The sequence below is a fragment of the Kitasatospora aureofaciens genome (assembly GCF_019192735.1).
GTDB lineage: Bacteria > Actinomycetota > Actinomycetes > Streptomycetales > Streptomycetaceae > Kitasatospora > Kitasatospora aureofaciens_A.
Window position 1 is genome coordinate 54992 of record NZ_JAHTKP010000022.1, and the last position, 17966, is coordinate 72957.

At 72.8% G+C, this 17966-nt stretch carries 16 protein-coding genes and 2 pseudogenes; 6 read left to right on the plus strand and 12 right to left on the minus strand.

The window, feature by feature from the left end; genetic code table 11:
- Positions 1-164: 164 nt before the first annotated feature.
- The 3 genes and pseudogenes from KV557_RS21935 to KV557_RS21945 form a co-directional block, all read right to left on the minus strand.
- Positions 165-1406 (minus strand): annotated as a pseudogene (locus KV557_RS21935) (GH1 family beta-glucosidase); the annotation flags it as partial.
- Between the two features lie 212 nt (positions 1407-1618).
- On the minus strand, positions 1619-2497 hold the full coding sequence (locus KV557_RS21940; protein ID WP_218202807.1) for an aldo/keto reductase: 879 nt from the start codon (positions 2495-2497) through the stop codon (positions 1619-1621).
- Position 2498: 1 nt separating this feature from the next.
- On the minus strand, positions 2499-3506 hold the full coding sequence (locus KV557_RS21945) for an NAD-dependent epimerase/dehydratase family protein (RefSeq protein WP_218202808.1): 1008 nt from the start codon (positions 3504-3506) through the stop codon (positions 2499-2501).
- A 78-nt stretch (positions 3507-3584) separates the two neighbouring features.
- On the opposite strand from KV557_RS21945, the gene KV557_RS21950 reads away from it, so the two are divergent.
- The gene (locus KV557_RS21950) at positions 3585-4535 is read left to right on the plus strand and encodes a LysR family transcriptional regulator (protein ID WP_218202810.1); all 951 of its coding nucleotides are present in this window, start codon (positions 3585-3587) and stop codon (positions 4533-4535) included.
- Positions 4536-5912: 1377 nt separating this feature from the next.
- Positions 5913-7202, plus strand: a complete 1290-nt coding sequence (locus tag KV557_RS21955; protein ID WP_308130005.1) for a PP2C family protein-serine/threonine phosphatase — start codon at positions 5913-5915, stop codon at positions 7200-7202.
- Between the two features lie 435 nt (positions 7203-7637).
- On the opposite strand, the gene KV557_RS21960 is transcribed toward KV557_RS21955, so the two are convergent.
- The 5 genes and pseudogenes from KV557_RS21960 to KV557_RS21975 form a co-directional block, all read right to left on the minus strand.
- Positions 7638-8429, minus strand: a complete 792-nt coding sequence (locus KV557_RS21960; protein ID WP_218202812.1) for a putative protein N(5)-glutamine methyltransferase — start codon at positions 8427-8429, stop codon at positions 7638-7640.
- Between the two features lie 329 nt (positions 8430-8758).
- A complete protein-coding gene (gene ligA, locus KV557_RS21965; RefSeq protein WP_218202814.1) occupies positions 8759-10831 on the minus strand; it encodes an NAD-dependent DNA ligase LigA in 2073 nt (690 codons plus the stop codon).
- 86 nt (positions 10832-10917) lie between these two features.
- A complete protein-coding gene (locus KV557_RS44130) occupies positions 10918-11604 on the minus strand; it encodes a ScbR family autoregulator-binding transcription factor (protein ID WP_308130006.1) in 687 nt (228 codons plus the stop codon).
- Positions 11605-11757: 153 nt separating this feature from the next.
- A pseudogene (locus KV557_RS44895) lies at positions 11758-11844 on the minus strand (BTAD domain-containing putative transcriptional regulator); the annotation flags it as partial.
- Positions 11845-12038: 194 nt separating this feature from the next.
- A complete protein-coding gene (locus KV557_RS21975) occupies positions 12039-12728 on the minus strand; it encodes a ScbR family autoregulator-binding transcription factor (RefSeq protein WP_218202818.1) in 690 nt (229 codons plus the stop codon).
- A 213-nt stretch (positions 12729-12941) separates the two neighbouring features.
- Here KV557_RS21975 and KV557_RS21980 point away from each other — a divergent pair, with 213 nt between their 5' ends.
- The gene (locus KV557_RS21980) at positions 12942-13430 is read left to right on the plus strand and encodes an SRPBCC family protein (protein ID WP_218202820.1); all 489 of its coding nucleotides are present in this window, start codon (positions 12942-12944) and stop codon (positions 13428-13430) included.
- 97 nt (positions 13431-13527) lie between these two features.
- Entirely contained in the window at positions 13528-13746 is a 219-nt protein-coding gene (locus tag KV557_RS21985) for a hypothetical protein (protein WP_218202824.1), read from the plus strand.
- Here the strand turns inward: KV557_RS21985 and KV557_RS21990 are convergent.
- Positions 13698-14102, minus strand: a complete 405-nt coding sequence (locus KV557_RS21990; protein ID WP_218202826.1) for a RidA family protein — start codon at positions 14100-14102, stop codon at positions 13698-13700. The two genes, KV557_RS21985 and KV557_RS21990, sit on opposite strands and share 49 nt — an antisense overlap.
- A gap of 193 nt (positions 14103-14295) precedes the next feature.
- On the opposite strand from KV557_RS21990, the gene KV557_RS21995 reads away from it, so the two are divergent.
- Positions 14296-14985 carry a C40 family peptidase gene (locus KV557_RS21995; RefSeq protein WP_218202828.1) on the plus strand — a complete coding sequence of 230 codons (690 nt, stop codon included), beginning with the start codon at positions 14296-14298 and terminating at the stop codon, positions 14983-14985.
- Between the two features lie 48 nt (positions 14986-15033).
- On the opposite strand, the gene KV557_RS22000 is transcribed toward KV557_RS21995, so the two are convergent.
- On the minus strand, positions 15034-15522 hold the full coding sequence (locus KV557_RS22000) for a MarR family winged helix-turn-helix transcriptional regulator (RefSeq protein WP_218202830.1): 489 nt from the start codon (positions 15520-15522) through the stop codon (positions 15034-15036).
- 70 nt (positions 15523-15592) lie between these two features.
- Between KV557_RS22000 and KV557_RS22005 the strand changes: the two genes are divergently transcribed.
- Positions 15593-16003 carry a VOC family protein gene (locus KV557_RS22005; protein WP_218202831.1) on the plus strand — a complete coding sequence of 137 codons (411 nt, stop codon included), beginning with the start codon at positions 15593-15595 and terminating at the stop codon, positions 16001-16003.
- A gap of 61 nt (positions 16004-16064) precedes the next feature.
- Here KV557_RS22005 and KV557_RS22010 read toward each other — a convergent pair whose 3' ends face one another.
- Positions 16065-16253, minus strand: a complete 189-nt coding sequence (locus KV557_RS22010; RefSeq protein WP_218202836.1) for a hypothetical protein — start codon at positions 16251-16253, stop codon at positions 16065-16067.
- Between the two features lie 202 nt (positions 16254-16455).
- Positions 16456-17757 (minus strand): threonine--tRNA ligase, encoded by a 1302-nt coding sequence (gene thrS, locus KV557_RS22015; RefSeq protein WP_218202838.1) that lies wholly within the window; start codon positions 17755-17757, stop codon positions 16456-16458.
- Positions 17758-17966 lie beyond the last annotated feature (209 nt).

Sequence of the window (17966 nt, forward strand, 5' to 3'; positions counted from 1 at the left end):
GGTTCGAGCGCGCCGCGGGTTCGACCGCGCTGCTGGCCGGCCGCAGGGCCCGCAGCAGCCTGATGACCTGGGAGTACATCGGCCGCGCCTTCGGCTGCGGGCCCGAATCGGCGCTGGAGCGGTTCGGCGAGACGCTGCCCGACGCCGACTGGACCGACGGGGCGTAGGACGAGGCGCAGGCCGTACGCGTCCGCCCACTCATAGTTATCAAGTAGTGACCAGGTGTAGTAGCCGCGGACGTCGGCGCCTTCGGCGATGGCGGCGGCGAGGGCGTCGAGGTGGGCGGCCATGAAGTCGATGCGAGGCTGGTCGGGGGTGGTGTCCTCGGTGACGGAGCAGCCGTTCTCGGTGATGGTGATGGGCGGGAGGGCGGTGCCGTACAAGTCGCGGAGATGGAGGAGGAGTTGGCGGAGGGCGTCGGGGACGACGGGCCAGCCGAAGGCGGTGTGGGGGACGTCGGGGATGTCGACCAGGGTGAAGGGGAGGCCGGGTTCGATGGGGGCGGCGATGCGGGTGGGGTTGTAGTAGTTGAGGCCGAGGCCGTCGAGGCGCGGGGCGGCGATGAGGTCGAGGTCGCCGGGGTGGATAGCGCCGAAGAGGTCGTCAGGGACGCCGAAGGCGGAGAGGTCGGGGTAGCGGCCGAGGAGGACGGGGTCGGTGAACAGGCGGTTGTGGAGGGCGTCGTAGGCCTCGGCGGCGGCAACGTCCTCGGCGGAGTCGGACGCCGGCCAGACGGGGGTGAGGTTGTTGGAGAGCATCACCTCCAGGCCGCGCTCGTGGAGCAGGGACGCCGCGAGGCCATGGGCAAGGAGCTGGTGGTGGGCCGCCGGGAGGGCCTCGAACATCAGGGTGCGGCCGGGGGCGTGGGTGCCCAGCGCGTAGCCGAAGACGGTGTGGACGAAGGGCTCGTTGAGGGTGATCCAGGCGGGGACGCGATCGCCGAGCCGGTCCACCACCACGGAGGCGTACTCGGCGAAGCGGTAGGCGGTGTCGCGGTTCAACCAGCCGCCGCCGTCCTCCAAGGCCTGCGGGAGGTCCCAGTGAAAGAGGGTGGGCAGCGGGGTGATACCGGCTTCCAGGAGCGCGTCGACCAGGCGGTCGTAGAAGGCGAGTCCGGCCGGGTTGGCCGGGCCGCTGCCGGTGGGGCGGATGCGGGGCCACGCAATGGAGAAGCGGTAGCCGTCGAGGCCGAGGCCACGCATGAGGGCGATGTCCTCGGTGTAGCGGTGGTAGTGGTCGCAGGCGACCGCGCCGCTATGGCCGTCGCGGACCGCGCCGGGTCGGGCGGCGAACACGTCCCAGACGGAGGGCCCGCGCCCGTCCTCGTCCACCGCCCCCTCGATCTGGTAGGCGGCGGTGGACGCTCCCCAGCGGAACCCGGCCGGCAGGTCGAGGCGATCCGGCATAGCTGCCTCCTTCGCTAACATGAGCAGTGCTCATATTAGCGAGGTACTGCCGAAACTCCAGGGGCCGATCGGTCACGACGAGGCATGGTGCTGCGGACCTCGACCTGCGCCGCCACGACGACGGCACCGGGAGCGCCAACGGCACCCAACGGTCTCTCGGCATCACCGGCCTGTGCCGGGCGGGCCCGGGGCGGGGAGGGTGTGCGGTGGCGTCAGCCGAGTGGCGTTGCCAGGCGGGCCAGTTCGGCCGGGGTGAGCACCAGATCTGCGGCCAGGGCCGAGTCCCGGATCGAGGCGGGGCGGGTGGCACCGGGGACGGGGATCACCACCGGCGAGCGGGCCAGCAGCCAGGCGAGTGCGACCTGCTGCGGGCTGACCCCGCGTGCGGCCGCGACCTCGTGGAACGCCGTGCCGGCCGCCGGCTGCTCCGAGGCGTCGTCGAGCGAGCTGCGCGAGACGCCGCCCAGCGGGCTCCACGGCAGGAAGGCCACCCCCAGCTCCGTGCAGAGCCGCAGTTGGTCCTCACTGGTGCGGACGGCCGGGGAGTGACGGTTCTGCACCGAGACCAGGGCCGGGCCGAGGATCCCGTGCGCCTCCCGGATCTGATGGACGGTGACGTTGGAGATGCCGGCCATCCGGATCTTCCCCTCGTCCACCAACTCCTTGAGCGCGCCGACCGACTCGGCCCACGGGACCTGCGGATCGGGCTTGTGCAGCTGGTACAGGTCGATCGCCGCCACGCCCAGCCGGCGCAGCGAGCCCTCGCACGCGCTCTTGAGGTGCCGGGGCGCGCCGGTGACCGTCCACGATCCGTCACCCGGGCGCCCGCGGCCGCCCTTGGTGGCGATCAGCACGCGGTCGCGGTCGCTGCGCGTCGCCAGGGCGCGGGCGATCAGGAACTCGTTGTGGCCGAGCTCGTCCGCGTGCCAGTGGTAGGAGTCGGCGGTGTCGATCAGCGTGACACCGCTGTCCAGCGCGGTGTGGAGGGTGGCCAGGGCCCGGGCCTCGTCGGGGCGCCCCTCGATGGAGAGGGGCATCGCGCCCAGCCCGATCGCGCCGACCTTGACGTCGCCGATGCTGCGCTCGCGCATGTCAGACACCGGCCTTCGAGGTGGTGAGCGCCTCGTCGACGGCTTCCGGAAGCCAGTCGCGCACCGCGCGGAAGCGGAAGCCGAGTTCGGTGGCCCGGGTGTTGTCCATCGGATACCAGCGGTCGAACGAGAACGGCGAGGGCTTGTCGTCCGGGTGCCCCGGCTCGTCCGGGTGCGGCGGCGGTGCGTCGGCGATGCGGTACCGCACGGCCGGGCCACCGATCCGGTCGGCGACCAGCTCGGACAGCTCGGTGACGTCGAGCGTGCCGTTCGAGCAGGCGTTGACCGGCCCGGTGAAGTCGGCGGAGGCGGCCCAGGCCAGGAACTCGGCGATCTCCCGGTGGTGCACGAAGGACGTCGCGAACGGCTCGCGGTGGACGGTGATCGGGCGGCCGGCGGCGATCCGCTCGGTGTAGTGGGCCAGGCGTCCGGTGAAGTCCAGCGCGCCGCCACCCAGCACGTGGGCGCTGCGTACGGCGGCGAAGGCGAACGGCGCGTCCTGGGTGAAGACGGCCTCGGCCTGCCGCTTGCCTTCGGCGTACCGGAGTTCGGGCGTGTCGGCGGCGGCGAGGCGCTCGGGGTCCACCGGCCAGCGGGCCGGGAGAACCTGGGACTCGGCGAGCGGCACGCGGCGCGTCGGGTCGGGTGCGCGCAGAAGGTCGGAGGCCAGGGGGTCGGAGGCCAGGAGGTCGGAGGTCGCCGGGTCGTACACCTCGATGGTCGAGGTCATCACGTAGCGCCCGGTCCGGTTCGCGAAGACCCGGCGGGCGACGGCCGCGTGCGCAGGGGTGGAGCAGACCTGGTCGATCACCGCGTCGAATTCGCTCGAGCCGAGTGCCGCGGTCAGCGCCGCGTGGTCGGCGCGGTCCGCGATCAGCGGCGTCACACCGTCCGGTGCCGGGGCGGAGCCGCGGTTGAGCAGGGTGACGCGGGTGCCGGCGTCGCGGAGCAGGGTGACGAGGTGACGGCCGAAGTAACGGCTGCCGCCGATGACGAGGACGTTTCGCATGCCTCCACTGTGACCGCCTAGGCTGCGCAGCAGAACTGATCACTTACTGAACCGGTATGAAGGAAATCTGGTGACCGGATGATCGACGTCCAGCGGCTGCGCATCCTGCGGGCGGTGGCCGAGCACGGCAGCTTCAACCGGGCGGCCGCCGCCCTGCACCTCACCCCGTCCGCGGTCTCCCAGCAGGTGGCCGCCCTGGAGCGCGGCCTCGGCACGGCCGTGGTGGTCCGCAGCACCCGCGGCGTCACGTTCACCGAGGCCGGGCGGGTGATGGTGGAGACCGCCACCGCGATCTCCGCCGAGCTGCGGCACGCCCGCGAGCAGATCGACCAGCTCACGGCAGAACGGCCGAAGCTGACGATCGCGACGTTCACCAGCGGCGGTCGAGTGCTGCTGCCCACCGCCCTCGCGGCGTTCGCAACCGAGCATCCCGAGGTCGAACTCCACCTGGTGGAGCGGGAACCCGAGGACAGCCTGCCGATGGTCCGGCAGGGGGTCGCCGACCTCGCGCTCGCCTACCACTTCGACGGCCCGCTGCCCGCCCGTCCCGGTGACCGCTCGGGCCTCGACTGGCTGGCGCTCACCGACGATCCGCTCTCCGTGGTGCTGCCCGCCGGCCACCGGCTGGCCGGTCGCGCCTCGCTCGACCTGGGCGAACTCGCCGCGGAACGCTGGGTGTTGGGCTGTCTGAAGACCGCGGCGTTCCTGCGCCGCTACGCCGAGCTGGCCGGCTTCGAGCTGCTGGTGCGCGGCAGCACCACCGACTACTTCTTCGCCCGGTCGCTGGTCGCGGCGGGGGTCGGCGTCTCGTTGGTCCCGTCCGTCGCGCTGACCCCGGAGCAGCCGGGCACCGTCGTGGTCCCCGTCCAACCGCCACGGCCGGCCCGGCACATCGGGATCGCCACCGCCCGGCGGCGGGTGCGGCAGCCGTACACGGCGGCCCTGGTACGGGCGTTGCAGCACGCAGCCGAATCGTCTAACTGCAGTGCGTCCCTGGGCAGTTGTCCACCGCCTTCGGCCGGTGGGTGACGACGAGGCCCGCCGGCCCCGGCCCCCACCCCCATCGCCGGTGGCGTCACCGCCCGGCCCGCCCGTCATTGATGATCCCGTGGTCCCTCCATGCCACCGGCGGCTCGGCCGGACTCCCGCCGGCCGCGGCGGTCGGCGATTTCGGTCAGTGGATGCCTGATCGGTGTACGGCGCCGGCGTTGTGGACGCGCTCACCCGGCGCCCGGGTGAGCCGGTCGAGGAGTACGCCGCCCGCGTCCTGACGACGCCCGGCGCGGGGTGCTGGTCGAGCGGGCCGATCCGGCCCACGACGCCGGTCCGGCCCGGCCGGCGTCGTTGGACGAGGCGGCGGCTGTCCGGCCGGCCGCCGAGTACGCGCGGATGCGCGAGCTGTGGGGGCTGACGCCCGAGGGCGGACGGCTGGAGGGCGGACGGCGCGGGGCGGGCGGCACAACCGCGAGAGGGCCCGTGCCACGCGGTTCGCGCGGGCACGGGCCCTTTCGGGGTCATCCCGGTGGTCCCTGTCCGGCCCCCGGGGTGAGGGGGAGGGTGATCAAGGTCGCGGGTGTAGGTCGGTGTGGGCCGAGGGGGTCGGCGCCTTTGTCCCATTTGCCCACTGCTGACCGAATTGCCGCCGCCGCTTTGAATGCAGACGATCTTCCCGGGTTGAGACCCGCGTCACACGCGGATACCTGCCCCGCACGCGCTGTCGGCGCGATCAGGGCCCGCGACGATCGCCGAGCCGGCGGTTCCGCCGGGTGCGGGCGGCGAGCCGCTCCGCCTCGGGCGTCGCTGGCAGCCCGCCGAGGGCCGGCGCCCGGTGACCCGGCCAAGCCGGGCCACCGACGAACTGGTCGCCGCCCCGGAGGGCCCGGCCCCGCCGGTGCCCCGATGCCGACGGTCCCCGGCGCGGTTCAAGAGCGCGCGTCGGCGCTGCCCCCGCCGTACACCGGCCCTTGCAACCGGCGCCCCGGCGGCAGCCGGCTCGGTCCGGGTCGGGCTCGCGGCGGGCGAGGCCTGCGGCCTGGGGCCGCGCGGGGGCATGGTGCCACTCTCTCGGTCGCGGCTGCCACGTGTCGGGGGTGCCGCGCCATGCGGCCGCGTGCTCGACTCCGTCGGCGGGCGGTAGTGGCCGTTTTGCCGTGATGATTGGTGTATGCGTGTACAGGCGGATCACGAACCGGATGACGCCCGCCACCGGGAGTGCGGGGTCACACCGCTCTACGTCACGGCGCCTTCCGCGGCTGTCGGACTCCCGCCGCCGTCCGGGCGGACGCTCTCCGGCATCCTGATGGATCCGCCGCCCGTGGGGCCGCGGCAGTCCGCTTCGCCCGCCCGTGCCCGGCCGGTTCGCCGCGGTTTCTCGTGCAACCGGGCACACCGCCACCGGAGCGCGCGGTGAGGCTCCCCGGCCGCGGCGGGGCCGACCGGCGCCGTGCGACGAAGCCGGGCGGCACCAAGCCGCGGGTGCCCGCCCTGCCGGCATGGATACGCTGGCTGCCGGCCATCTATGTCGCGGCCATCCTGGCGCTGGAACCGATCACTCCCGTGCAGTGGCCGGTGAGCTTTCTGCTCATCGCCCTGCCCGTCATCGCCGCCTACGCCCACGGTCCCGCCTTCGTCTCCGCCATCACGGTTTTCGCCGTGACCTTCGAAGGCCTCCTGGCGGGCACTCCGTGCTGTGCGGGCCGCTCCGTGGGTGATCTGTGGGAGCGCCACTACGTGGCCACCTACTTCTCCACGGCGTTGGTCGGGGTGCTGGGCGCCCTTCTGGCCGCCCACCGGACGCGCCGGGAACGCACCCTGGCCACCGTGCGCTCGGTGGCCGAGACGGCGCAGCGCGTGCTGCTGCGTCCGGTCCCCCACCTCCTGGGCCGCGTCAGCATCGAAACCTTGTACCTGTCGGCGGCTGCGGAGGCCCGGATCGGCGGCGACCTCTTCGAGGCGATGAGCACCGCGCACGGTGTGCGTCTGCTGATCGGCGATGTCCGGGGCAAGGGCCTGCTCGCGGTGGAGACAGCCGCGACGATGCTGGCCGCCTTCCGCGAGGCCGCCTACGACGAGCCCGATCTGCCCGCAATAGCGCGTAGATTGGAGAGGAGCATGAGCCGCCGAGCCGACCAGCTGCCCGACAGTGAGGAACGCTTCATCACCACAGTGCTCGCCGAGATTCCCGGCGACGAGCCCGTGGTCCGCATCGTCAACTGCGGTCACCCCCCGCCACTGCTCATCGACCGGGGCCAGGTCAGCGAACTGGCCCCGTGGGATCCGTCACCGCCTCTCAACCTCGGTGTGCTACTCGGCGGCGACTACCACGTCGACGTGGAGCCCTTCCGTCCGGGCGACCAACTGCTGCTGTACACCGACGGCGTGACCGAGACCCGCGACCGCACCGGCGCCTTCTACCCGCTCACCCAGCGCGTCCGCAACTGGACCGCCCTGCCGCCACGCGAGCTTTTGAACCACCTGCACCAGGACCTGCTCGCGTACAGCGATGCCACCCTCGACGACGACATCGCCGTGCTTGTCGCGCACCGGCTCCCCGACGGGGAGGAGCAGGGCGCACAGACCGAGCCCGCCCAGGATGAGTCGAAGGGCAGGCTCGCCGGCAGCGACCGCGGCGCCGACAACGCGGGGTGGCGGCGCTGGGCCACCCCCCGCGGCAGACCCTCACCGACACCGCACTGACGCGAACTCACCATTCTAATCCGAGAGTTGCGCGGTGGTCACGTGTGCTCACGTGCGGCGGGCCCGGGCGGTGAATACCGCACTCAGCACCGCGCTCGGCACCGCGCTCGTCCCCGCGCTCGACCCCGGGGCGCCCTACGGCCCGTCAGAACGAGGCTCGGCGCACTACCGCGTCACCAGTGCTGCGGGCGCCATTCGAAGAGCAGGATGGTCGCGTCGTCCCGCAGTCGGTTGCAATGGTGGTCGAGGATGGCGTGGATGAGCAGCCGCAGCGGCGCTCCGGCTGGCGGCATTCCGGCGCCGATCCCGACTGGACCCTGCCACACGTGGCCAAACATGAGACTCACCGAGCCCTCACGAGCAGGGCCGGGCCGGGCCGCCTGCGCGGGCGCAGGCGCAGGCGGCCGATCGGGCTGGCCGGCGGCGGGTGGCGATTCAGGGGCGGGTGGCGGTGATGACGGTCGCGTCGAGGTCCTCGCACCAGGAGGTGGCGGCGTCGAGGCCGGCGGCGCGGGCGACGGTGAGGGCGTCGAGGGTCTGGCGTTCGCTGGTCTCGAAGAGCAGGGAGCCGCCGGGGGCCAGCCAGTGCGGGGCGTCGGCGGTGACGCGGCGCAGGACGTCGAGGCCGTCGGTGCCGCCGTCGAGGGCGGGCACGGACTCGTGGAGGCGGGCCTCGGGGGGCAGGAGGCCGATGTCGGCGGTGGGGACGTAGGGGACGTTGGCGAGCAGGACGTCGATCCGGCCGTGGAGGTCGGTGGGCAGCGCGGCGAAGAGGTCACCGTCGTAGGCCCGGCCGCCGTACGGGGCGAGGTTGCGGCGGGCGCAGCGGACGGCGGCCGGGTCGACGTCGGCGGCGTGCAGCTCGACCGGGTGCGGAACGGCGGCGGCGAGGGCGGCGCCGAGGGCGCCGCTGCCGCAGCAGAGGTCGACGACCAGCGCGTCCGGGCCGGTGAGCGCGGTGGCCGTGGCGACGAGGAACTCGCTGCGGCGGCGAGGGACGAAGACGCCCGGGTCGACGGCGATCCGCAGGCCCGCGAACTCGGCCCAGCCGACGACGTGTTCCAGCGGGTGGCCCTCGGCGCGGGCGCGGACCTTCGCGGCGAGGTCGGCCGGGGTGGCGGCGGCGCCGAGGAGGATGCGTGCCTCGTCCTCGGCGAAGACGCACCCGGCGGCCCGGAGGCGGGACACCACGGAGGAACGGAGGGTGGCGGAAGGAAAGACCGACAAGAGAACCCCTACAGGGAATCGAGAAGAAGCTGAACGACTCCGTCAGGGCCCCGCGAGGACCGTCGCCGCGTGGGCGCGGTCGCGTTACACGCGCGACGCGCCGCCCGTACGGCCGGACCCGGGGAGCACCCGCTCGGACATACCGGTAATGGGTCTCACCTCCCTGAGTCGCGGTCATTCTCGGCGTCGGCCACCCTACCGCACGGGCGCATCGGGCCGATCTTCGCCGTCGGCCGAGGCCGGGCAAGGTCGGTCGACGTCGGCCAGGGTCGGTCGACGTCAGCCAGGGTCGGTCGACGTCAGCCAGGGTCGGTCGACGTCAGCCAGGGTCAGCTCAGGTCGAGCTGGTCGGCGACCAGGACGGCGAACTCCTCGGGGGTCACGATCCGGATGCCGAGCTCCTCGGCCTTGGCCCGCTTGGAGCCGGCCTTCTCCCCCGCGACGAGCAGGGTGGTGCGCTTGGAGACGGAGGACGAAGCCTTGCCGCCGGCGCGCTCGATGAGCTCGTTCATCGCGTTCCGGGAGAGGTCGGCGAGGGCGCCGGTCATCGCGCCAGTGACGACGACGCTCTCGCCGGTGAGCGGGCCCTCGGCGGCAGCTTCCGCGGAAGAGGCGGCGGCGGGTGCGGTCGGCTCGGTGACGGCCGTCCCGATGCCATGGGCCGCGAGCTTGTCCAACAGTGGTGCCACGTCCGCGAGTTCGGCGACGATCACGGCGGCCTTCTCGGCGCCGATGCCGTCCACGCCCGCCAGCGCCTCGGCGTTGGCGGCCCGGATGGCGGCCATGCTGCCGAAGTGCGCGGCGATCCGGCGGGACATGGTGCGGCCGGTGCCGCGGATGCCGAGCCCGCAGAACACCCGGTTCAGCGGCCGACTGCGGGCAGTCTCGATGGCGGCGAGCAGGTTGTCGGCGCTGGTCTCGCCCATCCGGTCGAGCGTGAGCAGTTGCTCCTTGGTGAGCGTGAACAGGTCGGCGATGTCGGCGACCAGGCCGGTCTCGACCAGCTGGACGGCCCGGGTGCCGCCGAGCCCCTCGATGTCGAGCTGGTCGCGCCCGGCCGCGTAGATCACCGAGGCGACGGCCTGGCAACCCCGGCCGCGCACGCAGCGCCACCGCTGCTCGGAGGTGTCGATCGCGTCGCCGCAGCGCGGGCAGACCTCCGGGAAGACGATCGGCTCCTCGCTTCCGGTGCGCTGGTCGGCGAGCGGCGCCTCGACGCGCGGGATGACGTCGCCGGCCCGGTAGACGAACACCTGGTCGCCGATCATCAGGCCCCGACGCTCGATGTCGGCCGGATTGTGCAGCGTCGCGTACGTGACGGTGACGCCGTCGATCACGACCGGTTCGAGGACGGCGCGGGGCGCGATGATCCCGGTGCGACCGACGTTCCACTCGACGGCGAGCAGGCGGGTGACCTTGTGCTGCGCCTGGAGCTTGCGGGCGACGGCCCAGCGCGGCGCGCGGGAGCCGGAGCCGGCCTCATCCTGGTCGGCCACCGCGTCCGCCTTGACGACGACGCCGTCGATGCCGAACGGCAGCGAGGCTCGCAAGGCGGCGATCTCGTCGATGCGCTGCTGCGCCTCGGCCAGGGTGGCGCAGCGGCGGGGCGCGGCGTCCGTGGTGGCGGCGGTGTTGACGCCGAGGTCGGCGAGGCGGGCCAGCAGGTCGGCGTGGTCGAGACCGGGGACGCCGGGGAGCCCGGGGAGGCCGAGGGCGTCGTAGGCGAAGAAGGTGAGCTCGACGCGGTAGGGGCGGTCCTTGGCCCGTAGGGTGCCGGCGGCGCCGCTGCGCGGGTGGGCGAAGGGGGTGGCGCCGTGGGCGGTGCGGACGGCGTTGGCCTGCTCGAACTGCTCGTGGGTGAGCAGGACTTCGCCGCGCAGCTCGACGTCGAGCGGCTCGACGAGCTGCGCGGGCAGGCCGAGGACGGCGTCGGCGGCGTGGGTGATGTCCTCCCCCGCCAGGCCGTCACCGCGGGTGAGCATCTGCGTGAGGCGGCCGGCCCGGTAGCGGGCTGCGACGGCGAGGCCGTCCAGCTTCGGCTCGACGCACCAGGCGGCGGCCGGGCGGCCGAGGCGGCGCTCCAGGCCGGCCGCCCAGGACTCCAGCTCCTCGGCCGAGAAGACGTTGTCGAGCGAGAGCATCGGGGCGCTGTGCGGGACGTCGCCGACCACTGCGCCGCCGGCGACCTTGCCGGTCGGCGACTCCGGCAGCGCCTCGTCCGGGTGCTCGCGCTCGTACGCCTCGACCGCGCGGACCAGGGCGTCGTACTCGTCGTCGCCGAGCGGGGTGTCGCCGTCGGCGTAGTACGCCGCGGCGGCCCGGACCGCGGTGGCGACGGCGTCGGCGTAGGCCTCCGGGGAGGTCAGGGCTGCGGGAGAGGCCATGGTGGCTGCGTCCTTCATACCGCCATCATGGCGACTGGCACTGACATTGATGCTGATACGGCGTCCGGTGTTCGGCCCGTCCAGAGGAGTCAGGGCTATGCAGGCTACGCGGGGACGCTTGTCAGCGGCCTGGTCCGGTAGGTGCCCGAGGCGCCCGGGGGGACGAGGCAGGGCAGCAGCCACTCCCACAATGCGCCGACCCGGCGGGCCCGCTCCTCGCGCGAGCAGCCCTCGCTGAAGACGACCTCCAGCCCGCACGCGGCCGTCACCACCAGGGTCTCCGGCCCGACGCCGCCCGGGCGGTCGTGCAGTTCACCGGCCCGCCGCGCGCCGGACAGTAGGTCCTGGACCACGCCGGCCCACACGCCGTGGAAGCCCTGCGTCCCCGCCACGGGCGCCCCTGTCACCTGCGCCCCCATGGCCGCGGCGACCGGCGCAGCCTCCCCCAGCCACGCACCGCCCTCCCGGCCAAGCCGGAACGCGGCCCGGATCACCGCGTCCGACCCCAGCGCGTCGACCAGCCAGTAGCCCGAGTCGATCAACGCCTGGAGCGGGGACGAGGTCGTGCGCAGGGTGCTGCACGCGTCGCGCAGCGTTCCCTCGGCCTGCTCCAGCACCGCCCGCGCCAACTCCTCCTTCGACGCGAAGTGGAAGTACAGCGCCCCCTTCGTCACTCCGGCCGCGCCCGCGATCTCGCCGAGCGTCGCACCCGCATAACCGCAGCGGTCGAACAGCACCGCCCCCGCCTCCATCAGACGCCCCCGCGTCCGCTCCGCCCTCTCCTGTGCCACCCGTCCCTCAACCCCTCCCTGCAGCAAGCCCGTTCCGTTCACACCCGGGCAACGACCAGACGGGCGAGACGTTTTCACCCGAACCGTTGTCATGCAACGCGAACACCGGCCTTGGGCGCTACCCCCATCGGGCTTTCGGGCTGGCGGGTTCATGCCCAACTCGCCTGCCAGAGTGACACGGAGGCGTTGGTGGACCTCCAGCGCCTCCCCGCTTCGGCCAGAGCAGTGCAGAGCCGGCATGCACACCCCCGGGAAGACGGCCGGGACGACCGCCAGCAGCCACAAACGGGGGTGGGCGGTTTACCTTCTTCACAAAACCGAATGACCTGTTTGTTTATGCGGCCAGGCACGTGCAGATGAGGAACTTTGAGCAACTGGTCAGCTACTAATCGTGACGACATGCGGGCAATTCGCCCGCCGTTGCACAGGCTTGCTCAAACCGCTCGGGCCACCCCGGCCTCGGCGTCGCCACCCTCCGCCACCTCGCGAGCCGCCGCCACCTCGGCCACCACCCGGGCGCCGCGGTCCGGGCCCATCTGCAGCGAGCCGAGCACGCCCGACACCGCGACGCTCGGCATCAAGTGCTGAAACAGCGAGGCCACCCGCCGCTCCAAGTCGGTGCGCCCGGTGAGCTTTTGAGACTGGATCTGCACGCCCGTCCAGGCGGCAGTGACCAGCCACGCAGTGTCCGCCGGAGCGACATGCGGAAGCAGTTCGCCGCGCTCACCGGCCGCGACCAGCAGGGCCTCCAGCCGGCCGATCCACCCGGGGATCGCGCCGCCGCCGAAGTCGTCGAGCATGTCCTGGCCCAGGGAGAGCCGGGCGCCGGCGCTCAGCAGCGGGTCACGCGGCATCAGATGGGCGACGACCATCCCGGTGTCCACGAACTCCTGGAGTTTGCACGCGCGTTCGGGAACCCCGTCCTGGACGAACTGCTCCTCGACCACGCCCTGCGCCAGATCCCGCTTGGACGCGAAGTGGAAATAGACCGCACCTCGCGTCACACCGGCCCGGGAGACCACTTCACCGATGGTGGCACCTTCGTAGCCGAACTCGTCGAAGACCGAGGCCGCCGCCTCCAGGATCAGCCGACGAGTCCGCAGCGCCCGCTCCTGTCGCACCACCGCAACCACCCGCCCTGACGTTCACCCCGGGAAAACAAAACCAAACACCCCGTATCTTAGCTACCGGCGGTCCAAGGGCTACAAGGTGACGTCGCGGAATCACCCCAAGCCCCTTCTCTCCCACTCGGCTCCTCCACCTCGTGAATACCGGTCGACGGCTTGCCGGAACGAACCCGAACAGAACGAGAACCAGCAGAACGAAGGAGCCCCGTCATGACCCCCACCACCGGCCACAAGACCCGCATCGAGGCGGACCCGGCGCTGCCCACCATCCGGATCGTCCGTGAGTTCGACGCCCCGAAGGCGCGGGTGTTCCGGGCCTGGATCGAGCCCGAGCTGGTCGCCCAGTGGCTCGGCCCCAAGGACCTCGACATGAAGATCGATGCCTGGGACGCCCGCACCGGCGGCAGCTACCAGTACTCCATGCACCGCGAGGGCCAGGAGGTTGCCGCCTTCTACGGCTCGTTCCACGAGGTCCGGCCGGACACCCGGCTCGTCCAGACCTTCACCTTCGAGGGTGTGCCGGACAGCGTCTCGCTGGACACCGCCGTGTTCGAGCCGGTCGGGGACGGCCGCACCCGCGTCACTGTGCTGTCGGTGGTCAACAGCCTGGTCGCGCGCGACGCGATCCTCGCGAGCGGAATGGAGCGCGGTGTCGTCGAGGGCTACCGGAAGCTGGACGCCCTGCTCGCTTCGGCCTGACGTTCGCGAGCCCCCGGGGGCTCTCCCCCATCCGGCTCGCTCAGCGGGAAGGCGGCGAACACCAGGTCCACCTCGCCGGCCCGCAAGAGGCGTATCCGTGCTGACCGCCGCCCCGGCCACGCACGCACTTCTGAAGAACCGCTACGACGTCGAGTTGCACCGCGACGGCTCCCGCTGGCTGATGCACCGGATGCGGATCGACAACGTCGGGCTCACTGGCGAACCGCGCGCCATCTTCGGCCGAACCGAGCGGAGCCACTCCGGCCGTCAGGGCAGCACGGCCACCGCCTCCACCTCCACCAACTGGTCGTTGTAGCCCAGCACCGAGACCCCGAGCAGCGTGCTGGGGGCGTCGTGCTCCCCCATGTACGCCCGGCAGACGTCCCACACCTTCACCAGGTCACCCTGGTCAGAGGACGCCACGTACACCGTCGTCCGGGCGATGTCGGCCAGGCCCGCGCCCGCGTCCTCCAGCGCGGTTATCAGGTTCCGCATCACCTGATGGGCCTGCCCTTCGTAGTCGCCGACAGCGACCGTCCGCCCCTCCTCGTCGAGCGGACAGGCGCCAGCGAGCCAGAGCGTACGGACCGGCGCGTCGACGAGGGCCGCATAGGCGTAGTCCACGGCCTGGGCGAGCCGCGTGTTCCGGATCAACTTGACGGCGCTGCTCATGAGGTCCTCCATGGGTCGCGGTCGAACGTTCGCGCCTATCGTTGGCGTCCTCCTGAGTGACCGTCAAACCATTTACCAGCGGATTTCCCGCCACTCCAGGGCCCGTACGTCCACGATTCACCATTGCGGGTGATGGCGGGCAGTCGTGCTCGGCCGGGATCCTGGTGATCCGCCGACACCGAGAGGGTGAGTGATGGAGTCCCAACTGCCAGACCGCGACGAGGGTTCGGGCGTCGGTCGCCGCCGGATGCTGGGCCTCGCGCTCGGGGCGGGTCTCGTCCCGGCGCTGGGGTCGGCCCCCGCACACGCCGAGCCCACCTCCGAAGCCGCGCCCACGCACGCCCCCACACACGCGCCCGAGGTCGCCCCCGTGCACGCACCCGCCCACGCTCCAGCCGTCCTCGGCCGCCAGGTCGCCGAGGTGGCCGCCGCCCAGATCGGCGTGCCGTACGCCTGGGGCGGCGGCGACCGGCTCGGCGCGAGCCTCGGCTTCTGCGACGACGAGAACGGCTACCTCGACGGCAAGTGTCTGGGCGAGACCACCGTCGGCTTCGACTGCAGCGGCCTGTCCCTCTACTGCTGGTACCGGGCCAGCCACGGCACGGTCGAACTCGGCCACTACACCGTCGCCCAGTTCCACCGCAGCGCGGCGGTGGAACGCGACGCGCTGCTCCCGGGCGATCTGCTGTTCTTCTCCCGCCCGGACGCGCCCCTCCACCACGTCGGGATCCACGCGGGCGACGGCGCGATGATCCACGCCGAGCGGACCGGCACGCTGATCACCCGCGTCGAGAACGTCCTCGGAATCCCGCGCTGGGCAGGCGAGTTCGCGGGCGCCCGCCGCCCTCAGCCGTTCACCGGCCGCTCAAACCCGATCGCCTGACGCCCCGAGGCGCTCGCCCGACGGTTCACGAACCGATCACGAACCGAGTTACGGGCCGACGCGCCCGCCCGAAAGCCCTCCGTGGACGCGCAGCAGCAGCCCCTGCAGCACCTGACGCTCCTGCGCGTCCAGCGGCGCGAGCACCTCGTCCTGCACCGCGCGCGCCTCGCCGTCGAGTTCGGCGAGCAGCGCCCGCCCCGCGTCGGTGACCGACACCGACACGCGCCGCCGGTCCGCGGTGTCCCGGGTCCGCTCGACGTACCCGCCGGCGGCCAGCTGGTCGGCGACCTTGGCCAGGTCGCTCGGGTCCAGGCCCAGCCGCTCGACCAGGTCCCGCTGGGCGTGCGGCCCGAAGTCGGCGAGCGCGGCCAGCACGGCCATGTCCCAGAGCCGCAGCCCGCGCTCTGCCAACCGCTCGGCGAGGCGCCCGCGCGCGGTTCGGCCGATCCGGGAGAGCAGGTAGGTGCTGAGATCCAGCAGCGTCGGCGGCATGTCACGCGCAGGGTGCCCGGCGGGCGTGGGAAGCGAGGAGGTCATGGCCGAAGTCTAGGGTTCATCCCTATAGTGGGTTAACACCTATTAATCCGAGCCGCCAGGAGCCCTGCCCGTGGACGCCCTGTACCCCCGCCTGCTCGTCACCCGCTTCGCCGAGTGCTTCGCCTTCTACCGCGCGATCCTCCCGCCCCTCACCGGCGCCGCCCTGGTCAAGGGCGCTCCCGAGGGCCCGTACGCCAACTGGGATGTCGACGACCAGGCCGTCCTGGTGCTCTTCGACCGCGCCGCGATGGCCACCACCCTCGGCACCACCGACCTGCCCGACCGCCCCTCCTCCCCCGCGCAGGACGCCGCGATGCTGGTCTTCCGCGTCGACGACGTGGACAAGGCACTCGCCCTCTGCCTCGGCCACAGCGGCACCCTCGCCATCGCCGCCACCGACCGGCCCGAGTGGGGCCCGAACCTGCGCAGCGCCCACCTGCGGGACCCGGACGGCCACTTGATCGAGCTGCAGTCCTACTGACGCCCCGCTGAGCCCCTGGCGGCCCCGCCCGTACAACGGGGCCGCCGGGGGAACCGGGCGATCAGCCGTGGAAGACCTGGAGCTCACGGACCGCGTCGTTGAAGTCCTGGCCCAACCAGCCGGCCGGCAGAACCTCCGGGACGGGCAGCGGGCGGAGCGCGGCCGGCGGGGCCGGGGCGGCGGCTACCGCCCCGGCGACGGAGAGACAGGCGGCGAGAGCGGGACCGACGAACCTGCGCGAGGTGCGCATGGGGTTCCTCCGGAACAGGGGGGACAGCGGCAGCCGCGGACTCGGCCGCCCGGCCCATTCCCGCCCGGCCCATTCGACGGGCGGCCGAGTCCCCCGGACAGTCCGACACACCGCAGACCGCACTAGTCGTACGCATGCCGCCGAACTACCGCGCCGGTATGCCACCGGGCTGCCGCCGAGCCGTCCATCCAGCCGCTACCCCTCACCGCCCGGGCCCGTCCTCCCACAGTTCCCCGCTGCACCCCGCCACCAGCGCCCCGATCCGCGCGAGCGCCTCCTCCGCCGGCATCGGGTCGAGCCGGCGGCCGTCGCGCAGGCGCAGCGCGACGCGCTCGTCGACGGCCTCCTTGGCGCCGATCACCGCCTGGTACGGCACCAGCCGCGCCTCCCGGATCCGGGCGCCGAGGCTCCCGTACTCGGGGCCGGCGACCTCGGCGCGCAGTCCGAGGTCGAGGCAGCGCTCCCGCAGCCGCTCGGCCTGCGGGAGTTCGGCCTCGGAGATCGGCAGCAGCACGATCTGGGTCGGCGCGAGCCAGGCCGGGAACGCGCCGCCGTACAGCTCGATCAGGTGGGCGACCACCCGCTCGACGCTGCCGATCACGCTGCGGTGGACCATCACCGGCCGGTGCTTGGCGCCGTCGGGGCCGATGTAGTGCAGGCCGAACCGCTCGGGCTGGTGGAAGTCGATCTGCACGGTGGAGAGGGTGAACTCGCGCCCGGCGCCGTCGGCGATCTGGACGTCGATCTTGGGCCCGTAGAACGCGGCCTCGCCCTCCGCCGCCTCGAACGGCACACCGGAGCGCTCCAGGACGTCGGTCAGAAGCGCGGTGGCGCGTCCCCAAAGCACCGGGTCCGCCACGTACTTGCCGCCCGCGCCGGGGAGCGAGAGCCGGTAGCGGACCGGCTTGACGCCCAGCGCGCGGTGCGCCTCGCGGATCAACTCCAGTGCGGCGACGGCCTCGTCGGCCGCCTGCTCCGGGGTGCAGAAGACGTGCGCGTCGTTCAGCTGGATCGCCCGGACCCTGGTGAGCCCGCCGAGGACGCCGGACAGTTCGGAGCGGTACATGCCGCCCAACTCGGCCATGCGCAGCGGGAGTTCCCGGTAGCTGTGGGGGCGGGAGCGGAAAATCAGGGCGTGGTGCGGACAGAGGCTCGGCCGCAGCACCATCTCCTCCGAACCCAGGCGCATCGGCGGGAACATGTCGTCGCGGTAGTGCGCCCAGTGGCCGGAGATCTCGTACAGCTCGCGCTTGCCGAGCACCGGCGAGTAGACGTGGCGGTAGCCGGCCCGCCGCTCGCGCTCGCGGATGAACTCCTCCAGGGTGTGCCGGACGGCGGCGCCGTCGGGCAGCCAGTACGGGAGGCCGGAGCCCATCAGTGGGTCGGTGTCGAAGAGGTCCAACTCGCGGCCGAGCCTGCGGTGGTCGTGCGGGTGGGCGTGAGCGCCGTCCTGCAGGTGGGCGTGAGCGTGGTCCTGCAGGTGGTCGTGCGCGGGGGCGTTCATGAGGGTGGTCTCCACTCGGATGTGCGGGCGAGTGGACCGGTACGACAAAGCCCCGGGGCACTCGCCCCGGGGCTTCGGACTAGGTCAGCAGTCAGCGCGCCGGGACTCTCTCCGGCGTCGTCGTGGCGAGTGCAGCGCGCTTCATGGGATCCACGGTAGCAGGTCCGCGGCCCCGGTGTTGATCTTTTACTCAAGGCCTCTCCCGTGGC